Origin of the sequence: Polaromonas vacuolata, assembly GCF_012584515.1 — a bacterium.
Classification (GTDB): domain Bacteria; phylum Pseudomonadota; class Gammaproteobacteria; order Burkholderiales; family Burkholderiaceae_C; genus Polaromonas; species Polaromonas vacuolata.
In genome coordinates this window covers 3,344,871-3,363,876 of the sequence record NZ_CP051461.1, presented here as the reverse complement: position 1 = coordinate 3,363,876, position 19,006 = coordinate 3,344,871, and the positions used below count along the sequence as shown (strand labels likewise).

General features: G+C 52.6%; 20 protein-coding genes. 11 read left to right on the top strand and 9 right to left on the bottom strand.

The annotated features are described in order from the left end of the window. Positions 1 to 57: 57 nt before the first annotated feature. Together HC248_RS15300 and metF are read left to right on the top strand one after the other, a co-directional pair. A complete protein-coding gene (locus HC248_RS15300) occupies positions 58 to 1,083 on the top strand; it encodes a TlyA family RNA methyltransferase (RefSeq protein ID WP_168923231.1) in 1,026 nt (341 codons plus the stop codon). Positions 1,084 to 1,137: 54 nt separating this feature from the next. Further along, complete coding sequence (gene metF / locus HC248_RS15295) at positions 1,138 to 1,965, top strand: methylenetetrahydrofolate reductase [NAD(P)H] (RefSeq protein ID WP_168923230.1); 828 nt, start codon at positions 1,138 to 1,140, stop codon at positions 1,963 to 1,965. Positions 1,966 to 2,065: 100 nt separating this feature from the next. On the opposite strand, the gene HC248_RS15290 is transcribed toward metF, so the two are convergent. After that, a complete protein-coding gene (locus tag HC248_RS15290) occupies positions 2,066 to 3,028 on the bottom strand; it encodes a 23S rRNA (adenine(2030)-N(6))-methyltransferase RlmJ (RefSeq protein ID WP_168923229.1) in 963 nt (320 codons plus the stop codon). Positions 3,029 to 3,268: 240 nt separating this feature from the next. On the opposite strand from HC248_RS15290, the gene rplM reads away from it, so the two are divergent. From rplM to erpA, 3 genes are all read left to right on the top strand, one after another. Beyond that, positions 3,269 to 3,697, top strand: a complete 429-nt coding sequence (rplM, locus tag HC248_RS15285) for a 50S ribosomal protein L13 (RefSeq protein WP_168923228.1) — start codon at positions 3,269 to 3,271, stop codon at positions 3,695 to 3,697. Positions 3,698 to 3,707: 10 nt separating this feature from the next. Beyond that, positions 3,708 to 4,100: a 30S ribosomal protein S9 gene (gene rpsI / locus HC248_RS15280; protein WP_168923227.1), complete on the top strand. Its 393-nt coding sequence runs from the start codon at positions 3,708 to 3,710 to the stop codon at positions 4,098 to 4,100. Between the two features lie 191 nt (positions 4,101 to 4,291). After that, on the top strand, positions 4,292 to 4,657 hold the full coding sequence (gene erpA, locus HC248_RS15275; protein ID WP_168923226.1) for an iron-sulfur cluster insertion protein ErpA: 366 nt from the start codon (positions 4,292 to 4,294) through the stop codon (positions 4,655 to 4,657). Positions 4,658 to 4,809: 152 nt separating this feature from the next. On the opposite strand, the gene HC248_RS15270 is transcribed toward erpA, so the two are convergent. Together HC248_RS15270 and HC248_RS15265 are read right to left on the bottom strand one after the other, a co-directional pair. After that, the gene (locus tag HC248_RS15270; RefSeq protein ID WP_168923225.1) at positions 4,810 to 5,943 is read right to left on the bottom strand and encodes an anhydro-N-acetylmuramic acid kinase; all 1,134 of its coding nucleotides are present in this window, start codon (positions 5,941 to 5,943) and stop codon (positions 4,810 to 4,812) included. A 63-nt stretch (positions 5,944 to 6,006) separates the two neighbouring features. Beyond that, entirely contained in the window at positions 6,007 to 7,371 is a 1,365-nt protein-coding gene (locus tag HC248_RS15265; protein ID WP_168923224.1) for a M23 family metallopeptidase, read from the bottom strand. Positions 7,372 to 7,676: 305 nt separating this feature from the next. On the opposite strand from HC248_RS15265, the gene tyrS reads away from it, so the two are divergent. Further along, on the top strand, positions 7,677 to 8,909 hold the full coding sequence (gene tyrS / locus HC248_RS15260) for a tyrosine--tRNA ligase (RefSeq protein ID WP_168923223.1): 1,233 nt from the start codon (positions 7,677 to 7,679) through the stop codon (positions 8,907 to 8,909). Between the two features lie 145 nt (positions 8,910 to 9,054). Beyond that, positions 9,055 to 9,969 (top strand): cation diffusion facilitator family transporter, encoded by a 915-nt coding sequence (locus HC248_RS15255; RefSeq protein ID WP_168923222.1) that lies wholly within the window; start codon positions 9,055 to 9,057, stop codon positions 9,967 to 9,969. 802 nt (positions 9,970 to 10,771) lie between these two features. On the opposite strand, the gene HC248_RS15250 is transcribed toward HC248_RS15255, so the two are convergent. Continuing rightward, complete coding sequence (locus tag HC248_RS15250) at positions 10,772 to 11,197, bottom strand: transcriptional regulator (RefSeq protein WP_168923221.1); 426 nt, start codon at positions 11,195 to 11,197, stop codon at positions 10,772 to 10,774. Positions 11,198 to 11,624: 427 nt separating this feature from the next. Between HC248_RS15250 and HC248_RS15245 the strand changes: the two genes are divergently transcribed. Beyond that, on the top strand, positions 11,625 to 12,605 hold the full coding sequence (locus HC248_RS15245) for an IS30 family transposase (protein WP_168920864.1): 981 nt from the start codon (positions 11,625 to 11,627) through the stop codon (positions 12,603 to 12,605). A gap of 85 nt (positions 12,606 to 12,690) precedes the next feature. On the opposite strand, the gene pcaF is transcribed toward HC248_RS15245, so the two are convergent. Genes pcaF through HC248_RS15230 form a run of 3 tightly spaced genes read right to left on the bottom strand, consistent with a single transcriptional unit; the run spans position 12,691 to position 15,341 of the window. Beyond that, on the bottom strand, positions 12,691 to 13,896 hold the full coding sequence (gene pcaF, locus HC248_RS15240) for a 3-oxoadipyl-CoA thiolase (protein WP_168923220.1): 1,206 nt from the start codon (positions 13,894 to 13,896) through the stop codon (positions 12,691 to 12,693). A 46-nt stretch (positions 13,897 to 13,942) separates the two neighbouring features. After that, positions 13,943 to 14,596, bottom strand: a complete 654-nt coding sequence (locus tag HC248_RS15235) for a 3-oxoacid CoA-transferase subunit B (protein ID WP_168923219.1) — start codon at positions 14,594 to 14,596, stop codon at positions 13,943 to 13,945. Positions 14,597 to 14,624: 28 nt separating this feature from the next. Next, a complete protein-coding gene (locus HC248_RS15230) occupies positions 14,625 to 15,341 on the bottom strand; it encodes a 3-oxoacid CoA-transferase subunit A (protein WP_168923218.1) in 717 nt (238 codons plus the stop codon). Positions 15,342 to 15,462: 121 nt separating this feature from the next. On the opposite strand from HC248_RS15230, the gene HC248_RS15225 reads away from it, so the two are divergent. Further along, positions 15,463 to 16,266, top strand: a complete 804-nt coding sequence (locus tag HC248_RS15225; protein WP_168923217.1) for an IclR family transcriptional regulator domain-containing protein — start codon at positions 15,463 to 15,465, stop codon at positions 16,264 to 16,266. A 30-nt stretch (positions 16,267 to 16,296) separates the two neighbouring features. Here the strand turns inward: HC248_RS15225 and HC248_RS15220 are convergent, their stop codons facing one another. After that, positions 16,297 to 16,518 (bottom strand): hypothetical protein, encoded by a 222-nt coding sequence (locus tag HC248_RS15220; RefSeq protein WP_168923216.1) that lies wholly within the window; start codon positions 16,516 to 16,518, stop codon positions 16,297 to 16,299. A gap of 226 nt (positions 16,519 to 16,744) precedes the next feature. Between HC248_RS15220 and HC248_RS15215 the strand changes: the two genes are divergently transcribed. Beyond that, positions 16,745 to 17,179 carry a DUF1841 family protein gene (locus HC248_RS15215; protein ID WP_168923215.1) on the top strand — a complete coding sequence of 145 codons (435 nt, stop codon included), beginning with the start codon at positions 16,745 to 16,747 and terminating at the stop codon, positions 17,177 to 17,179. 89 nt (positions 17,180 to 17,268) lie between these two features. Here HC248_RS15215 and HC248_RS15210 read toward each other — a convergent pair whose 3' ends face one another. Next, on the bottom strand, positions 17,269 to 17,934 hold the full coding sequence (locus HC248_RS15210) for a c-type cytochrome (RefSeq protein ID WP_168923214.1): 666 nt from the start codon (positions 17,932 to 17,934) through the stop codon (positions 17,269 to 17,271). Between the two features lie 209 nt (positions 17,935 to 18,143). Between HC248_RS15210 and HC248_RS15205 the strand changes: the two genes are divergently transcribed. Then, a complete protein-coding gene (locus HC248_RS15205; RefSeq protein ID WP_168923213.1) occupies positions 18,144 to 18,998 on the top strand; it encodes an AAA family ATPase in 855 nt (284 codons plus the stop codon). Positions 18,999 to 19,006: the final 8 nt, after the last annotated feature.

Genomic DNA, 19,006 nt, shown 5'->3' with positions numbered 1-19,006 from the left:
CGTTTAGCCAGTCCGGCCGCTTGGTATTTATTAACTGTTTTTTTTGAAGAACCCACTATGCGTGCTGATTTATTTCTCGTCGAACATGGCTTTGCCACTACTCGTTCCCAGGCCCAGCGCCTGATCGCTTCGGGTGTGCAGTGGCGTGTCGATGTGGAGGCTGCATGGAAACGCGTTGCCAAAAACGGCGACGAAGTGCCTGATGTTGCCGAGCTCCACGTGCTTGACAACACCGAGGCCAAATTTATCTCGCGCGGCGGTCTCAAACTCGAAGGTGCTTTAAACCGCACCGCCCTGAGCGTGACCGGTCTGCGCTGCCTAGACATAGGCCAATCGACTGGCGGCTTTACCGATTGCATGCTGCAAGCCGGTGCCAGCCAAGTCGTGGGTGTTGATGTTGGCCACGGTCAGCTACACCCCAGCATGCGCTCCGACGAGCGTGTCGTGTGTATTGAGGGCGTGAATGCGCGCTCGCTGACTGCCGAAGACATGGCGGAACACTACAGCCGCGCTCTGCATATCAAACTCAATGGTTCGGAAGTCGACGAGCGTAAAAATTCGTATGACGACGAGGACGCTGAGCCTGCCGATTTGTTAGAACCCTTTGATTTCTTAACCGGCGACTTATCCTTCATCTCGCTGACTTTGGTATTGCCTGCAGTAGTGCGCTTACTCAAGCCGGGTGGTCATTTACTCATGCTGGTGAAACCCCAGTTTGAACTCCAGCCCGGCCAAATCGGCAAGGGCGGCATTGTGCGTGACCCGGTGCATTTTGAGTTTGTTGAGCAGCGCCTGCGTGATACCTGCGAGGGTCTAGGCTTTAAAGTGCTGGCCTGGATGGAGTCACCGATTGCTGGCGGCGATGGCAACCGTGAATTTTTTATTCATGCGGAAAAAGGCTTGTTAGTGGAGGGCGAAGACCAGCCACTGGCGGCTGCGCCACCGCGGCAATCCCCTAAGCGTTTGCCGCGCTCCATGCTCCATCCATTGACGTACGAGCCGCATGAGGACCCAGAAGCCGCACACGCCGGCCAACACGGCCCAGCGCGGGCCAAGCGCCGCGTCAAGCCAGAGCAAGAATAATTTTCAATAGCCAATACTTGTCGACACCGACCCGATTGCAAAAGTGAGCGCGTAATGACTTTGCCTATTAGCTTTGAATTTTTCCCCACCAAAACCGAGGAAGGTGCGGCCAAGCTGCGCCTGGTTAGGCAAGAGTTGTATGCGCTAAAACCTGAATTCTGTTCGGTGACCTTTGGTGCGGGCGGCTCTACTCAGTCTGGTACTTTCGCGGCAGTCGGCGAAATTCTGGCCGAGGGCGTGGACGCCGCCAGTCATTTTTCATGTGTTGGTGCCACAAAGAGTTTGGTGCGCGAGCAACTCGCTACCTTGCGCGCCATGGGTGTGAAACGCTTGGTGGCGTTACGCGGCGATTTGCCCAGCGGCTATGGTGCAGCGGGTGAATTTCATTACGCCAGCGATTTGGTGGAATTTATTCGTGCCGAGACGGGTGATGCGTTTCATATTGAAGTTGCCGCCTATCCAGAAATTCATCCTCAGGCCAAGTCGGCCGAGGCTGATTTGCAGGCGTTTGCGACCAAGGTCAAGGCCGGTGCTAATTCCGCTATCACGCAGTATTTCTTTAATTCTGACGCTTACTTTAGGTTTGTTGACGACGCTTTTGCATTGGGCGTGGATGTGCCGGTTGTGCCCGGCATCATGCCAATTAGCAACTCAACCCAACTGATGCGTTTTAGTGATGCTTGCGGCGCCGAAATTCCGCGTTGGATTCGTCTGCGCTTGCAAGGCTTTGGCGACGACACGGCATCGATCAAAAGTTTTGGTCTAGATGTGATCACCGACTTGTGTGACCAGCTCAGCATGGCGGGCGTTCCGGGGATTCATTTCTACAGCATGAACCAGAGCGCCGCTACGCTTGAGATTTGCCGGCGTCTGCATTTTTAAACAATGAAAAAATGGCCAGTATGACTGACCATTTTCGGATTTATGCCCAGCCTAAATCCCAAATTCAAAGCCTGCGCTTAAGTCAGCGCAGGAATCTTTTTTATCCGCCGTGCGTGAGCGAAAAGCTGGCGTTGCGGTCTTGTCCCAATAACTCAACCATTTGCGGCAATGCCGCTTGCAAGTCGGCCTTGAGCGTGTGTGGAGGGTTGATCACAAACATGCCGCTGGCGGGTAGGCCGGGGCGCACGACTTCGCCTTCTTCGTCGGTCGTGAGTTTGCTGGATTTAACGGTTAACACCGCGTTGAGCCAACTACGGCCTTCGCGGGTGGCGATAGTCTTGAGTTTGCGCGGCAAGTCATGTGCTTCAGGACGCGGAATCACGGGATACCAAACCACATAAGTGCCGGTCGCAAAGCGCTTGACAGCGTCCGCCATGCAAGCGCTGACGCGGGCGTAGTCGCTTTTCATCTCATAGCTCGGGTCGCACAAAACCATGGCGCGACGCGCTGGTGGTGGTAAAAACGTTTTCAGCACTTCAAAGCCGTCTTCGCGCGCTACAGTGACTTGGCGACCAACGCCAAGTTGCTCGATATTGCCGGCTAGGGATTTGTAATCGGTGGGGTGCAGTTCAAACAGCTTGAGCTTGTCGCGACCACTGAGAAACTGCTGCTCAAGAAAAGGCGAGCCAGGATAAATTTTCAGGTGAGCCGGATCACCGGTGCCGGCAAACTGCGGGTTGAGCGCTTTTAGCGCATCAACATAAGCCTGTAGAGCTGGCGCTAAGGGTGCTTTGACGGCGGTCTTGGCGCTGGCTTTTTTACCTGCGACAACTTCAACCACGGCTTTAGGATCCGGGAATAAGCGAAATACGCCGTCCTTGGCTTCGCCGCTGGTCTCGGTGTAGTCGCCGTCTAGCCGGTATAAACCGGCTCCGGCGTGGGTATCGATTACCGTCAGAGCGGCATCTTTTTGGGTCAAATATTTCATCAACGCGATAAGCGTTGTGTGCTTGAGTACATCGGCGTGATTGCCGGCGTGAAAGGCGTGGCGGTAACTAAACATGCAAGGATTTTAGTCGCTACTGACACAATATTTTAAATAATACGCGCAAGGCACGTATTATTCATATAATCGAGGGCTTCGCAGCGCCAAAGTGGTTCCGCGGCGAGGATGCAAAACCATTTGTAAATCTATTTACTAGTATTTTCTTATGTTTCTTGTAGCTCCCACCTAAGAGGTTCTCATCAGAAGAACGCCGACCGTGGAAAAGAACCCAACAAACCCTTTCTTAAAGAAAATCTCATGAAAACCTTCAGCGCAAAACCCGCTGACGTGACGCACGAGTGGTTTGTGGTTGACGCGACCGATAAGGTCCTCGGACGAGTAGCCAGCGAAGTTGCTCTCCGTTTACGCGGCAAACACAAGGCCATTTACACGCCTCACGTCGATACCGGTGACTTCATCGTCATCATCAACGCAGCTCAGCTGCGTGTCACCGGCGCTAAGTCGACTGACAAAATTTACTATCGTCATTCCGGATACCCAGGCGGCATCACTGCTACCAGCTTCCGCGACATGCAAGCCAAACACCCAGGCCGCGCTTTGGAAAAAGCCGTCAAGGGCATGCTGCCTAAGGGCCCGCTCGGCTACGCGATGATCAAAAAACTCAAGGTCTATGGTGGTGCTGAGCATCCACATACCGCTCAACAGCCTAAAGTGCTGGACATCTAAGGAGCTATAGATGATTGGTGAATGGAACAACGGCACCGGCCGTCGCAAATCAAGCGTCGCCCGTGTGTTTATCAAAAAAGGCACCGGCAAGATCACGGTTAACGACAGAGACATCCAGGTGTTCTTCGGTCGTCAAACCTCTATCATGATCTGCCGTCAACCCCTGTTTCTGACGAATCACGTCGAGACGTTTGACATCATGATCAACGTCCACGGCGGCGGTGAGTCCGGCCAGGCCGGTGCAGTCCGTCACGGTATTACCCGTGCACTGATTGACTATGACGCAAGCCTCAAGCCGGCTCTGAGCCAGGCTGGCTTCGTGACCCGTGATGCACGTGAAGTCGAGCGTAAGAAAGTCGGTTTCCGCTCAGCTCGCCGTCGCAAGCAGTTCAGCAAGCGTTAATTCGCCGCTGCAGCTTTGCTGCCCCGAAAAAAGCCGCCGCGTTTTATGCCTGGCGGCTTTTTTCATATGTTTTTTCTATTTAAGTCGATGCTGCTTAATGCCGCATTAGCCATGCTTTATACGCACGGCTATTGTGGTTGAAGCACTTGCTGTAGTATCACTAGATCAAGCCTAGAACAACGGAGTACCCCATGAGCGCAGCTGCAGAACTTGTCACCACCGAAATGCCTTCCCCATTTGTCTTCACCGACAGCGCAGCGTCAAAAGTTGCCGAATTGATTGCTGAAGAGGGCAATCCCGATTTGAAGCTGCGCGTGTTCGTTCAAGGCGGCGGCTGCTCCGGTTTTCAGTATGGTTTTACCTTTGATGAAATCACCAACGAAGACGACACCACCATGACTAAAAATGGTGTGTCACTGTTGATTGATGCGATGAGCTATCAGTATTTGGTAGGCGCTGAAATTGATTACAAAGACGACCTTGAAGGTGCGCAATTTGTGATTAAAAACCCTAACGCCACCAGCACTTGCGGCTGCGGCTCTAGCTTCTCAGCCTAAGTTTCTGCGCTCTTTTGCGCAAACATTAAAAGCCGCCTTTGGGCGGCTTTTTGCTTTTCTCTACATCCTAAATTAGATTAGCAAAAAGCAAAAAAGCAAAAAAGCAAAAAAGCAAAAAGCAAAAAGCAAAAAGCAAAAAGCCAGAAGACGCTTTATGCCGGATAAATCGCACCCAGTACGCGCAATCCTTTGGCACCGGTGGCACTGGGTAAGTTACCTGGCAGTCGCAGCAGGGTCTGGCGCGCTAGCCAAGCAAATGCTGCTGCTTCTACTTCTAAGGGCCCCAGGCCGTGCTCTTGTGAAGACATGACCCGAAGTTTGGGTAAGCCCGCTTGCAGCCTTTCCATCAGGTACAGGTTGTAAGCCCCACCGCCGCAGACAATCAATTGATCGCTGCCTGCTGCGTAGCGGGTCACGCAATCAATACAAGTTTTAGCAGTGAATTCAGTCAATGTGTTTTGAATGTCGTTCGCTGCGCAGTCTGTAAAAGGTTCTAGCTGCTTGGATAGCCAGTTCAAGCTAAAAAGGTCTCTGCCGGTGCTCTTTGGTGCGGGCAAAGCCAGATACGGCTCTGCCAACAGGCGGTCAAGTAGGGCGGGTATTAGCTGCCCACTAGCGGCCCAAGCACCGCCTGAATCGAAGGCTTGCCCGGTGTGGGTGTAGCACCACGCATCCATCAACGCATTGCCAGGACCGCAGTCAAAACCCAGTACCGATGTGGCCGGGTTCTCTGGCAAAAGACTGATGTTGGCGATGCCGCCTAGGTTGAGGACGGCAGTGCTGCGTCCGGCCTGAGCAAACACTTGCTGGTGAAAGGCTGGCACCAAGGGTGCACCTTGGCCGCCGGCTGCGATGTCCCGACTGCGAAAGTCGGCCACTACATCTATGCCGCAGAGCTCGCTCAAAAGGGCGGGATTGTTGAGTTGAATCGTGTAGCCGTTGCCATCCGCCATGTTGGCAGTCTGCGGCTGGTGCCTGACGGTTTGACCGTGTGCACCTATGGCTTGAATGTCGGCTGGGCTAAGCCCTTTGGCGCTAGTGCTAGCTAGCAGGCTGCTGACAACCCGCGCATAAGTGCGCGCAAGGGTGTTGGCGGCTAAGGCCGCGCGGTGCAGTTCATTGCCCGCTGGACTATTGAGTGCCAGCAACTCGGCCTTAAAGTTGGGCTCAAATGGCTCTGTGGCCACTGCCATCACAGTCAGCGGTTGGGTCGCAAAGTTAACCAGAACGCCGTCTACGCCATCTAAGGAAGTGCCCGACATCAGGCCAATAAAGTAATCATTCATGTCGGCATTTTGCCGCAGTCGCCGCGGCCGCTGGAGACAACCAGCCGCACGGCCAAAATCGATTTATTCAGCGCTTCTAGGCGTCATGCTGGCGGCTGCCAACAACTGCTGTTTGGCGATAGCTGACTGTTGTTTGAACACCGGTAATGCAGCGGCTGAAAGCGGAATAGTCATGCTTTTTTTGGCAATCTTCATGGGGTCTTCCTGTACGCCGTTGACTCGCACTTCAAAGTGAAGGTGTGGGCCGGTGGCCCAGCCCGTCATGCCGACCAAGCCTATGGTTTGACCTTGGTCTACTTTTTGGCCTTTTTTGACATTGATTTTGCTCAGATGCGCATAAACGGTTTCGTGATGGTTGGCGTGCTGAATGAAAACGACATTGCCAAAGCCGTTTTGAACGCCTGCAAACGTGACGACGCCATCACCAATGGTGCGTGCGGGTGTGCCCGTGGCTGCCGCAAAGTCGGTACCCAAATGGGAACGCCATTTCTTCAGTATTGGATGAAAGCGCATAGAAAATCCGCTGCTAATACGCGAGAACTCTACCGGCGAGCTGAGGAATGCACGGCGTTGGCTTTTGCCATCGAGTGTGAAGTAACCACCTTTGTTAGGCTTGCCTGCGCTGTCCATGCCAGGCGGCTGAAACCACATGGCTTGGTAAGTTTTGCCGGCGTTAACGAACTCGGCTGACAGCACGCGTCCGCTACGAATTTGCTCACCATCGGCTTCCAAGGTTTCGTAGACCACGTTGAAGCGGTCGCCTTTGCGTAAATCGCGGCGGAAATCAACATCGGTGGAGAACATCTCTGCGATTTGAACTGCCACGCTGTCGGGTATTTGAGCATCGTCGGTAGCGGCAAAAAGCGAGCTTTGAATGCTGCCGCTAGCTAGTCGCGCATTGCTTGTGTAGGGTGCTGTCTCGATGCGGGAGGTCAATCCCGCAGGCGTGCGTTCAATCACCAAACGTTTAAAGCGGGTCTCGTCGTCGCTGGCCCAGCGTGTGCTTAGCTTAAGCAGTTGTTGGTTGTCGCTGGCTTCGGCGGTGACGTTCTTACCCGGACGGCCGGCTAACAATAGGCGCGCGGTTTCGTCATTGCGTAAAAAGGCGCTGGCCTGAGCGTCGTCAATATTCAGACGTTTGAGTAAGGCGTCGGCGCTGTCACTTCTGCGAGTGGTTTCGCTGCGGTAAAGGTTAAAGCGGAAATCAGCCAGAGCTTCTGATTGTTTGGCAACTGGCATTTCCTGCACGTTTTCTAACACTTGGCGCACCGGTAGCAGTGCGACATCGGGGGCGACTGGTGCGACACCAAATGCGGTCACGCCAGTGCCCAAAAGTAGCGCGGCAAGGCCAGTGGCGAAACGTTTTGGATGGCGGCGTAAAGACTCAGCCACTGTATGAAAGAGCTGGATAGGTGTAGCAGGGCGCAAGGCAAATTCCTAAAAGGGCAGCAGCAGTCCACCAGATCTTCTATCCATGGAGCGACTGTCAATGGCTGCAATCAGGCGGCAATGGCCGCACTGAAGGTGGCATAAAAAACCAGCCGGTCAGGCCACACTGCAAAGCAGTAAAACCCGTCCTTGCTGGACTCTAAACTAGACATTGATTCCTGAAACCAGTTAGCAATCTTCGGGTCAGCAAAAGCTGCCTTGACCACGCACTAAAATAGTTCAGGGGATGTAGGCGAACAGCAAGTATATCTGTCGGACTACTCCCCAGTCTGTAAAGAACCCCTATGAATCAACAAGCCGTTACAAAACATCCCGTGACCGACAGTGTCAAACATGCGCTAGCCGTCTCCCTGCGCGGCGTAGAAGAGCTACTTCCTCAGGACGAGTGGCTACGCAAACTTGCTCGCAGCGAAGCCACCGGCGTGCCGCTGCGCATTAAGTTGGGACTAGACCCTACTGCGCCCGATATCCACATCGGCCACACTGTCGTGCTAAACAAAATGCGCCAACTGCAAGACTTGGGTCACACGGTGATCTTCTTGATTGGCGACTTTACCAGCACGATTGGCGATCCCTCAGGCCGTAACAATACCCGCCCAGCGCTCACCCGTGAGCAGATCGAAGTCAACGCTCTGACCTATAAGCGCCAAGCTGAGCTGGTGCTAGACCCGGCCCGAACCGAGCTGCGTTACAACAGCGAATGGAGCGACCCTTTGGGTGCGCGCGGCATGATTGAATTAGCCGCCAAGTACAACGTCGCCCGCATGATGGAGCGAGATGACTTTAGCAAGCGCTTTAAGAGCGGCCAGTCCATCAGCATCCACGAATTTTTATATCCGCTGATGCAGGGTTACGACTCAGTTGCGCTTAAAAGCGATCTGGAACTGGGCGGCACCGACCAGAAGTTCAACTTGCTGGTGGGTCGACATTTACAAAGCGAGTACGGACAAGAGCCGCAATGTATTTTGACCATGCCACTGCTTGAAGGCTTAGACGGCGTGGATAAGATGTCTAAGAGTAAGAATAACTATATTGGTATCTCAGAGGCACCTAACGCCATGTTCGCCAAGGTGCTGAGCATCTCCGATGTACTCATGTGGAAGTGGTACACGTTGCTGAGTTTTCAGAGCGAAGCGGCGATTGCTGCATTCAAAGCCGAAGTCGCCGGTGGGCGTAATCCCAAGGACGCCAAGGTCGCATTGGCCAAGGAAATCACCGCACGCTTTCACTCCGCCGCAGACGCAGACCTCGCTGAGCAAGACTTCATCAACCGCAGCCAAGGCGGCGTACCTGACCAGATTGACGACATCAGCATTGCCGGCGCGCCCATGGGCATAGGTGCATTGTTAAAAGCGGCGGGTCTGGCTGCTTCTGGCGGTGATGCGAGTCGTTTGATAGAAGGCGGCGGCGTACGCGTTGACTCTGGTGTGGTCAGTGACAAGGCGCTCAAGTTAGAGCCTGGCACCTATGTGTTGCAGGTTGGCAAGCGCAAGTTTATGCGCGTCACGTTGAGTTGATCGCGCTGCCGCTGAACTGCTCAATTTGCTGGCCATCGCCTTATGAGTAGCGCTGCGGCTGTTACTGTTTAGCCTGAGCTAGCGATGTTTGCAGGGTATTGCCTGCGTCTAATAAACCGAGGTTTACTTGGTGCACAATTTCTTCATGAATTTTCCTAGCACCCAGTCACTCACCCCCACGCGCCTGCTTTGGGTGTCGGTGGCTGTGGCAGTTATCACCATAGTGCTCAAGACTAGCGCCTGGTACATCACAGACTCAGTTGGTTTGCTGTCCGACGCGATGGAGTCTTTTGTCAACTTAGCCAGTGCTATGTTTGGCCTAGCCATGGTGACCATTGCCCAGCGCCCAGCTGATGAGGATCATCCTTATGGCCACCATAAGGCCGAGTATTTCTCGTCGGGTTTTGAGGGTGCTTTAATTGTGGGCGCCGCTCTGGCCATTATCTGGGCTGCTTCTCATCGCATGTTTGATCCGCAACCGGTTCAGCAGCTCGGCTGGGGTTTGGTTCTGTCTGTCATTAGCTCAGTGCTCAACGGCTTGCTGGCTTGGGTGATGTTTCGCTCGGCTAAGCTACACCGATCTATTGCCTTGCATGCCGATGCCAAGCACTTGGTGACGGATGTTTGGACCTCAGTCGGCGTAGTCGTCGGCTTAGGTGTGGTGCTATTGACCGGCTGGCTTTGGCTGGATGCAGTGGTTGCAATAGGCGTGGCGTTGAATATTTTGTGGGAAGGCTGTCAGCTCATCTGGCGGTCTACCCAAGGCCTGATGGATGAGGCGCTAGAGCCTGAATTGCTGGCCGATATTGATAGCACCCTGGAGCAGTTTCGTCACCCCAGTATTCGCTTTGATCACTTAAGCACACGTCGCTCAGGACAACGCTGTTTTCTCGATATGCATATGCACATGCCAGCGCGCTGGTCCTTGGGCCGAGCTGCTGCGGTACGTGCCAATGTGGAGCAAGCCTTGATGAAAGCCGTGCCGGGTTTACGCGCCAGCATTCAGTTGTTGCCTAGCGATGTGGAAGCGTTTTTAGAGGATGAGCAAGACCCGAATTGAATCCAATGTCTGTCGCTGAGCTTGGTTTTTAGTTATTTGAAGTCATGCGTTGTAATCGTAAATAGTTGTTTGAGATGACAATTTATTCGAATCCTGTTGAGTTCTTAAAAAAGTAAATTGACTGACTGCGTCGCGCTTAAATCGACGGAATCTGAACTGAACATCAGTCAAAAAAGTAGACAGTGCTGTCCTTTTCTTTCCTTTCCTCTCAAGGTTTAAAGCTAACCTTGAGAAGGAAACTCATCAGCAAACGTCACAGCGAACAGCTCTTGCAGCAAGCGGTCGAACACGTTGGAAGCCGCCTCAAGCAATCCATGGCGAACCCAGTATTCGCACCTAACTTATTCGGTTTTAACGCTTGCGCGTCCACTTAAGGTAGATGTGGGCGTCGTTTGGGTTTGCTTGTCTCAGGCAGTAAAAATACTAACCACGGTAAATAAGTCTGGCCTAACTTGCTGGAGCGTTAGTTCGACGTATCCGCGTCCAATCAGGTGTGGCTTGACAACGCTATTTATAGTTGCCCAGCGCAAGGCTGGCTTTATGTTGATCTGACTGTGTACTGCTCATCTCGGCAATGTCCGGTCTGCATCAATTTATAGTTGATGTGTTTTTGTCGGCACTTGTTTGGGATGACTTCTTCACTAGGTGAGCGCTTTAGGCATAGCTGGCACAGTGTTTTTGACGTTGGCTTAAAGGCGCAACTGGGCACCAACAAAACTTGTGATGCTGCAAAATTCAAACTACGCAAATGTGAAAAGGGTTGCGTGAAAACTATATGCCTATGTTGTCAGCAGCATATTTTTTAGCCTATATTTTTGTCTGGCTGCACGTCTTGAGTGTGTGGAAAGGCCAAAGTAAAGGCGGTGATCACTTCTCTAACCGTTTTACGCTGCATGGTTGGCAGTTTTAGAAACGCATCAAATGCTTCGCGCTCTATATATGTAGAGCCTTCACCCCAGAGTTTGCCACTTTCACCGACTGAGTGACGCACCGAGTCGCCAAAGCGCAGCGACTGTGCATCGACTTTTAACCACTCGGCTAGTACCTGTATCTTGTCCTGTAAAGGAATAGATTTATTGTTAAGCCAGCTCCACGCAGCTTGTGTGCTGATGGACGCGCCGTGCCAGCGTGTATTGAATTCATGCACCACGATAGAGGGCCTCGGTGGGTAGCCCGCGGCCAGTATGGCTGATCGAAGGCGATCGCTGAATTCAAGCTTTTCGTTCATGTCAAAGGATTAAAAGTAAGCTGTTGGCCATAATATTTTTAATTTTATTAATTAAGCAACTATCCGCCGATTTGCAATTATTGAGCGCGAGTGTTAATTATTTTTAACAATAATTGCAACTTTGTTATGGCAATTGTGTAAATCACCAGAACTAGTTGAAATAATAATTATTACATTTATTGTGAGTACATGTCCTTAAATGTATTTTTATCTCACTTTTATCAAGTTTTAAAATACATCAAAAGTGGTGTTGATCACTGTCAAAGCTGAATCCTGAAACTTTTTGAGTATTAAAGTTCAGTTACTACTTATTAACTATTATGGATCGCGGATTCAAGTCTGAAGTGCAACTTTGAAATTAACCGTACGGGTGGGTGAGATGTGAGAGCATCCAAGCTTCCCGACTACCAAGTCAAAGTTGCCCAGAATGATTTACACACACCTCACCCGTGACGAACGTTACCAGATTGCAATCCTCGTCAAAGCAAACTTCAATCAAAGTGAAATTGCAAAAATGATGGACCGTGATAAATCGAGCATCAGCCGTGAGTTGCGTCGTAACCGCGGTCTACGAGGCTATCGCCCTAAGCAGGCAAATGACAAAGCCCAAGAACGTAGACTTGCCTGCGCCAATAGTCCTAGAGTTGCTGACTCGACATGGGCTGTAGTGGAGGAAAAGTTGGCTGAGGCTTGGAGCCCCGAGCAAATCAGCGGCCACCTCGAAGCTAGCCACCAACCCGGTGTTAGCTATGAGAGCATTTACCAGTACATCTACGCTGACAAACGCGCGGGCGGCACCTTGCATAAAACACTGCGTTGCCAGAAGACGCGAAAAAAACGCAGCAGTGGCCGTGAACGGCGCGGCACCATCTCTCACCAGGTCTCAATAGAACTGCGACCCGACATCGTGCTTGAGCGTGCGCGCTTTGGCGACTGGGAGGCTGATCTGGTGATTGGTGCCGGGCAGAAGCAAGCACTAGTGACGATTAATGAGCGTGTCTCTCGCTATTCAATAATTTTCCACGTGCCATTCAAAACAGCGCAAGCCGTAGGGGACGCGTTAATCACTTTACTCAAACCGTTCGCTCATTGCGTGCACACTCTCACGACTGATAACGGCAAGGAATTTGCCCAGCATGAACGAATAGCTTCTGCGCTGAGTGCAGATTTCTTTTTCGCCCATCCATACGCCTCGTGGGAGCGTGGGGCGAACGAGAATATGAACGGTTTGATTCGCCAGTTTTTCCCAAAGGGGATGCGCTTTAATTGCATCACCGACGATGACATTGCTTTAGCGATGCACAGGCTCAATCATCGTCCTAGAAAATGTTTAGGGTATCGAACGCCGCATCAGGTTTTTATGGAACAGTTAGAGTCCTATCAGCATACGGTTGCACTTCAAGCTTGAATCCGCCGATTAAAAAAAGGGGTTCCCCTGCGCTCTAGTAGGTTAATTGTCCCAAGCGCAGGCTTGACCGCAGGACTTGCAGTTTTTAGACCCGTTCTAAAATCAAAGCAATTCCTTGTCCAACACCAATACACATGGTGCACAACGCATAGCGTCCGCCGCTTTTGTGTAGTTGGTTGACAGCAGTCGTGGCTAGGCGAGCACCGCTCGCGCCTAGCGGGTGGCCTAGCGCAATGGCGCCGCCGTTGGGATTCACGCGAGGGTCGTTGTCTTGCAAGCCGAGCATGCGAAGCACTGCCAAGCCTTGTGCTGCAAAGGCTTCATTGAGTTCAATTACATCCATTTGGGCCAAACTCAAGCCGCACAACGCCAGTACTTTTTGTGTCGCTGGCGCTGGTCCCATACCCATGATGCGCGGCGCAACACCTGCCGTTGCCATGCCAACGATGCGAGCGCGAGGTGTCAAACCGTTTTTTGCTGCGCTCACCTCATCGGCTAGTAGCAGCGCGCAAGCGCCATCGTTCACGCCGCTGGCATTGCCGGCTGTCACGCTACCGTCTGGCCGCACCACGCCTTTGAGCCGGGCTAGTGACTCCATGCTGGTGGCTCGTGGGTGTTCGTCTTGACTCACGATAAGGGCGTCGCCCTTTTTCTGCGCGATGCTTACCGGTGTGATTTCGGCATCGAAGTAGCCGGCCTGCTGTGCGGCCACGGCTTTTAACTGGCTGGACAAAGCCATCTTGTCTTGGTCTTCGCGGCTAATGTTGTAATCGCTGGCCACGTTTTCAGCGGTCTCTGGCATCGAGTCCACACCGTAAGCTTCTTTCATCAAACGGTTAATAAAGCGCCAGCCTATGGTGGTGTCGTAGACCGCGTTGTTGCGACCAAAAGCGCTTTCAGCTTTGGGCATCACAAAGGGCGCACGGCTCATGCTTTCCACGCCGCCGGCAATCATCATGCCGGCTTCGCCGGATTTGATGGCGCGCGCTGCCGTACCAATCGAATCCAAGCCGGAGCCGCACAAACGGTTTATCGTCGCACCTGGCAGCTCAATTGGCAGACCGGCTAGCAGCGCCGACATGCGGGCTACATTGCGGTTGTCCTCGCCGGCTTGATTGGCGCAGCCGTAAATCACATCGCTGACGGCTTGCCAGTCGACGCCGGGGTTGCGGGCCATCAGTGCGCGCAGCGGTATAGCGCCCAAATCGTCGGTGCGTATGCTGCTCAATGCGCCGCCGTAGCGGCCAAATGGGGTGCGAATAGCGTCACAAATAAAAGCTTGCTTGATCATGAAGTGGTCTCCTTGGGGTGAATAAAAAAATAGTCGGTCTTAAAGCTCAAACCGTGAGCGCAGGCGAGATGGGTAAACCAATCAACGCTTCCAGCTCTGACAGCGTTAAACCGTCGACTAGGTCTATCAGCACCAGTCCCTGCGGCGTACAGGCCAGTGTGGCGAATTCTGAGTAAATGCGTTTGACGCAACCTATGCCAGTCAACGGATAGGTGCACTCAGCGACCACCTTGCTTTGACCTTGTTTGGTCAGCAAATCCATCATCACCCAGGTTTGGCGCGCGCCTATGGCTAAGTCCATTGCCCCGCCTACGGCTGGAATTGCGCCCGGTGCGCCGGTGTGCCAATTGGCCAAGTCGCCGGTGGCTGAGACCTGAAAAGCGCCCAACACGCAAATATCCAGATGACCGCCGCGCATCATGGCAAAGCTGTCTGCGTGGTGAAAGTAGGAGCCGCCCTTGAGCAGGCTTACCGGCTGTTTGCCGGCGTTGATTAAGTCGTAGTCTTCTAGTCCTGGCGCTGGCGCTGGGCCCATGCCCAAAATACCGTTTTCGCTGTGCAGCACCACCTCTAAATCTGCCGGTATGTGGTTGGCCACCAGCGTTGGCATGCCTATGCCAAGGTTGACGATGTTGCCTTCCCCAATGTCTTGGGCAACGCGAATGGCGAGCTGCTCTTTGCTGCGTTTTTGGTAAGTCATGTTGGATTCCCGTGTGAATTAAATCGGCTTATGCCGCAAGCTTGGTGCCACCGGCTTGGGTTGCCACGCGGTCTATCAACACCACTTGGCGCACGAAAATGCCGGGTGTGATGATGTGCTCGGGATCGAGCTCGCCCAAGGCCACAATTTCATGCACCGTCGCCACGGTTTTGCGCGCCGCTGCGGCCATCACAGGGCCGAAGTTTCGCGCCGCCATGCGGTAGGTGAGGTTGCCCCAGCGGTCGCCTTTTTCTGCTTTGATTAGCGCGACGTCGCCAAAAATCGGTAGCTCCAGCACGTAGTGTTTGCCGTTAATTTCCCGGGTTTCTTTGGCTGAACCGTCGGTGTTATTGGCCAACTCTGTGCCATATCCAGTAGGCGAGAAAAATGCGCCTATGCCGGCACCGGCTGCGCGTATGCGTTCGGACAAGTTGCCTTGGGGAATGAGTTCAAGCTCAAGCTTGCCACTGCGGTAGAGCGCATCGAAGACCTGACTGTCAGCTTGGCGTGGGTAGCTGCAAATGATTTTTCTCACCCGACCCGCTTTGAGTAGCGCGGCCAGTCCGGTCTCACCATTGCCGGCGTTGTTGTTGACCACGGTTAAGTCACTAGCGCCTTGTTCTAGCAAACCGTCAATTAGCTCAATCGGAATACCAGAAGTGCCAAAGCCGCCTATCAGTATGGTCGCGCCATTTTGGGTGTCGGCAAGCGCATCGGCTACAGACAGTGCAATTTTATTGATCATTTTTTCAAATCCTCTAAAAGTCATTACCGGCAAGTTGTTCCGTCTGTCGGGCGGACTGGCGTAAATTGTTCGTCATAAGAACATAAGTTCGTATAATGAAACGCGCAATTGAAAGATCATTATGGCAAACGCAGCATCAAACCGAATTTCGGGTTTAGAGCCAAGCGACGGTTATGTGCAGTCTTTTGCACGCGGGCTCGAAGTGATTCGATCCTTTAGTGCGCTTGCACCCAGTCAAACGCTGAGCGAGGTAGCCGAAAATTCGGGCCTTAGCCGCTCTGGCGCACGCCGGATTTTGCTCACTTTGCAGGCACTGGGCTATGTGCTGAGTGACGGCAAACGCTTTACCCTGACGGCGCGTATTCTCGATTTAGGTTTTGCTTATCTCTCGTCAATGCCGATTTGGAATTTGGCTGAACCGAGCATGGAAGCGCTGGTGGAAACGGTAAGAGAGTCTTGCTCTGCAGCCGTACTTGACGGCACTGACATTGTTTATGTGCTGCGCGTGCCTACACACAAAATTATGAGCATCAACTTAGGCGTGGGCTCGCGGTTGCCGGCTTTTTGCACTTCATTGGGCCGCGTGCTGCTTGCCGGTTTGAGTGAGTCGGAGATGCTGGACTGTTTGCGCCAATCCGACCGCACTGCGCGCACCGCGCATACCTTGACCACGCTAAAAGATTTGACTGCCAGTATTTCGCAAGTGCGAAAGCAGGGTTGGTGTCTGGTGAATCAAGAACTTGAAGAAGGCTTGATCACCATGGCTGCACCGGTTATTAATCGCGCGGGTAAGACGGTGGCGGCGCTCAACATCAGCGGTCAAGCCAACCGAACCAGTGCCCGTGTGATGCAAGACCGTATGTTGGAGCCGCTGCTGCTGGCCACTCGAAAAGTCTCACAGCTGTTGGGCGCACCGCCATCTTGATGCGTTTGCGTTGGCCGCTCTGACGATAAGTTAAGGCTTGCGAAAACCCATCACCAACACCACGGCGCCTAGTGCCAGCGCGCCAAAGCTGAGCCACTGCGGGATGTTGACGGTTTGCTCTTCTTTCACCGTCAGCTCGAGGGTTCCTATCTTGGCTTGTGTTTTTTCGCGGGTGAAGTTAAAGCCCCCGGTGAACAGGCCGGCCATACCGGCCAGTAGCAAGATGATGCCGGCAATTTTGCTTGCGTTCATGTGAAGCACTCCTAGGTTTTTATAAATTTAATCACGCTTAGCGTCTGCATTGCGTAAATCAGACGCTTGCTATTGAATGTAATGAGTCGCTTAGCTGCCCACTGTAGGACTGTAGCCAGAGGCCGCGTCAAGCAAGCGCTGCTCATATTTTTGTGTGTGCTTTAAATTTGAATTTGGCTTTTCACTCGCGTTCGTAAGGCTAGGCCTTGCATGCTATTCTTTGAGAATGTTTACGCCCTCACAAGCCGATGTACGCCGCTTTTTTTGCGCCGTCTATGCTAAAAATCAATCCGGTGCGCCCATGGAGGCAATAGAGACTATTGCCGATCTGTGGATTGCTGAGCACCCCGAATACCATGCTGATTTTTCCAACGAAGCCGCGGCATTAGAAAAAATGTACGACGCTGAAGATGGCAAAACCAATCCATTTCTGCACCTGTCCATGCATCTGTCTATCAGCGAGCAATGCTCGATTGATCAGCCGCGCGGAATACGCCAAGCCGTCGAGCTGCTAACGGCGCGGCGTGACTCTTTGCATCACGCTCACCATGAGACGATGGATTGCCTAGGTCAAATGGTATGGGAAAGTCAGCGCGCAGGTCGACCGCCAGATGGTGCTGCTTATATAGACTGCGTGCAAAGGCACGCTACGCGGGACTAATAGCGCAATCGAGATGGTTAAACGCTGAACGCAGATAGTGCAAAAAAAAGCCGCTTAAAAAGCGGCTTTTTGTATGTGCTTAGCTAGGCTTAGCGAAAACGGCTTTGCGGCACTACTTTGAGATCTGACGGCAATGATGAAATATAGCCAGCGATCTGCTTGAGCTCAGCATTGGTGTATTGCTTGGCCATGCTAGCCATGATGGCGTTGTTACGGCCAACATTGGGATTGTTCTCTACCTTGTAGGCCTTTAGTGCGACTAGCAAGTAATCTGAATGCTGACCGGCAAGCTTTGGGTAGCTCGGGTCAATTGGCTTACTGAAGTTAGCGCCATGGCAAGACGCGCAATTAGCTTTTGCCAACAGCGCTTGCACTTGGGTATTGGCTTGCATCGCTGGCATGGCCGGCAATTCGACACCGTCAACCACGCCGCGTGCGCTGTAATAGGCGGCCAGATCGGCAATGTCTTGCTCGCTCAATGTGGTGGCAACACCGCGCATGGTGGGGTGTTTGCGATCGCCTTTTTTGTAGGAATGTAAGGCGGATGCTATGTAGGCCGCGCCTTGGCCCGAAATCATAGGTACTTTATAGACCTCGGGAAATGTGGACTGATAGCCGGCGATCCCGTGACAGCCAATGCACATGGCGTTTTTGGTACCGCCAGCAGCGGCGTCGCCCTTGATTTCCTGAGCATGACTAGAAGTCGCCGCGAAGGCCACAACCGCAGAAAATAGCAGAGTAAAAAGCTTGTTCATTTTGCGCGCACAATCGATTGATAAGTCGGGTGAAGAATGATCTTGTTAGGCATTGATTGTATCTGCGTGCGCAGAGCAAAAATTTGCTGAGATTAATTGCTATCCTGCACGCGCTCCAAAGGGTCGCAAATACGACAGTAAATCGACTGCCCTAGACCGCACAATAGTGTGATTTACGGGCAACCGCAATCCTTACCCGGCACCATACGATGAAATTTCAAGGCTCTAAAAACTACGTCGCTACCCAAGATTTGATGCTGGCGGTTAATGCCGCGGCAACGCTGAAAAAACCTTTGTTAGTCAAAGGCGAACCGGGTACCGGCAAAACCATGCTGGCTGAGGAAGTCGCTCAATCCATGGGACTGCCGCTGCTGCAGTGGCATATTAAATCCACCACCAAAGCGCAGCAGGGCTTGTATGAATACGACGCGGTTTCGCGTTTGCGTGACTCCCAGCTCAGCACGCTAGACGGCGGCGCTAAGGTCAAGGACATCAATAATTACATCGTCAAAGGTGTGCTTTGGCAGGCCTTTACTTCTGAGACACCGGTGGCGCTGTTGATCGATGAAATCGATAAGGCTGACATCGAGTTTCCCAACGACTTACTGCGCGAAATCGACCGCATGGAGTTCTACGTTTATGAGACCCGTGAACTCATTCGTGCCAAGCACAGGCCACTGGTTTTTATCACCTCCAATAATGAAAAAGAGCTGCCTGATGCGTTTTTGCGCCGCTGCTTTTTCCACTACATCAAGTTTCCCGATGCCGACACCATGCGCAAAATTGTCGACGTGCATTTCCCGGTGCTGAAACAAGAGTTGTTGGCCGCAGCGATGAAGACTTTTTATGATGTGCGCAACCTGCCGGGGCTAAAGAAAAAACCCTCGACAAGCGAATTGTTGGACTGGCTCAAGTTGCTAGTGGCCGAAGACATCTCGTTAGAAGCCCTGCAAAGCCAAGACGACAAAGTCGCCGTTCCGCCATTGGTGGGCGCCTTGCTCAAAAATGAGCAGGATGTCAATCTGTTTGAAAAATTAGTTTTCATGCAGCGTAATAACCGTTAATTGAGTCA

What these genes read in the sequence shown, in the direction of transcription:
- HC248_RS15300 (WP_168923231.1), top strand. Translation starts at nt 58, where the DNA reads ATGCGTGCTGATTTATTTCTCGTCGAACATGGCTTTGCCACTACTCGT.
- metF (WP_168923230.1), top strand. Translation starts at nt 1,138, where the DNA reads ATGACTTTGCCTATTAGCTTTGAATTTTTCCCCACCAAAACCGAGGAA.
- HC248_RS15290 (WP_168923229.1), bottom strand. Translation starts at nt 3,028, where the DNA reads ATGTTTAGTTACCGCCACGCCTTTCACGCCGGCAATCACGCCGATGTA.
- rplM (WP_168923228.1), top strand. Translation starts at nt 3,269, where the DNA reads ATGAAAACCTTCAGCGCAAAACCCGCTGACGTGACGCACGAGTGGTTT.
- rpsI (WP_168923227.1), top strand. Translation starts at nt 3,708, where the DNA reads ATGATTGGTGAATGGAACAACGGCACCGGCCGTCGCAAATCAAGCGTC.
- erpA (WP_168923226.1), top strand. Translation starts at nt 4,292, where the DNA reads ATGAGCGCAGCTGCAGAACTTGTCACCACCGAAATGCCTTCCCCATTT.
- HC248_RS15270 (WP_168923225.1), bottom strand. Translation starts at nt 5,943, where the DNA reads ATGAATGATTACTTTATTGGCCTGATGTCGGGCACTTCCTTAGATGGC.
- tyrS (WP_168923223.1), top strand. Translation starts at nt 7,677, where the DNA reads ATGAATCAACAAGCCGTTACAAAACATCCCGTGACCGACAGTGTCAAA.
- HC248_RS15255 (WP_168923222.1), top strand. Translation starts at nt 9,055, where the DNA reads ATGAATTTTCCTAGCACCCAGTCACTCACCCCCACGCGCCTGCTTTGG.
- HC248_RS15250 (WP_168923221.1), bottom strand. Translation starts at nt 11,197, where the DNA reads ATGAACGAAAAGCTTGAATTCAGCGATCGCCTTCGATCAGCCATACTG.
- HC248_RS15245 (WP_168920864.1), top strand. Translation starts at nt 11,625, where the DNA reads ATGATTTACACACACCTCACCCGTGACGAACGTTACCAGATTGCAATC.
- pcaF (WP_168923220.1), bottom strand. Translation starts at nt 13,896, where the DNA reads ATGATCAAGCAAGCTTTTATTTGTGACGCTATTCGCACCCCATTTGGC.
- HC248_RS15235 (WP_168923219.1), bottom strand. Translation starts at nt 14,596, where the DNA reads ATGACTTACCAAAAACGCAGCAAAGAGCAGCTCGCCATTCGCGTTGCC.
- HC248_RS15230 (WP_168923218.1), bottom strand. Translation starts at nt 15,341, where the DNA reads ATGATCAATAAAATTGCACTGTCTGTAGCCGATGCGCTTGCCGACACC.
- HC248_RS15225 (WP_168923217.1), top strand. Translation starts at nt 15,463, where the DNA reads ATGGCAAACGCAGCATCAAACCGAATTTCGGGTTTAGAGCCAAGCGAC.
- HC248_RS15220 (WP_168923216.1), bottom strand. Translation starts at nt 16,518, where the DNA reads ATGAACGCAAGCAAAATTGCCGGCATCATCTTGCTACTGGCCGGTATG.
- HC248_RS15215 (WP_168923215.1), top strand. Translation starts at nt 16,745, where the DNA reads ATGTTTACGCCCTCACAAGCCGATGTACGCCGCTTTTTTTGCGCCGTC.
- HC248_RS15210 (WP_168923214.1), bottom strand. Translation starts at nt 17,934, where the DNA reads ATGAACAAGCTTTTTACTCTGCTATTTTCTGCGGTTGTGGCCTTCGCG.
- HC248_RS15205 (WP_168923213.1), top strand. Translation starts at nt 18,144, where the DNA reads ATGAAATTTCAAGGCTCTAAAAACTACGTCGCTACCCAAGATTTGATG.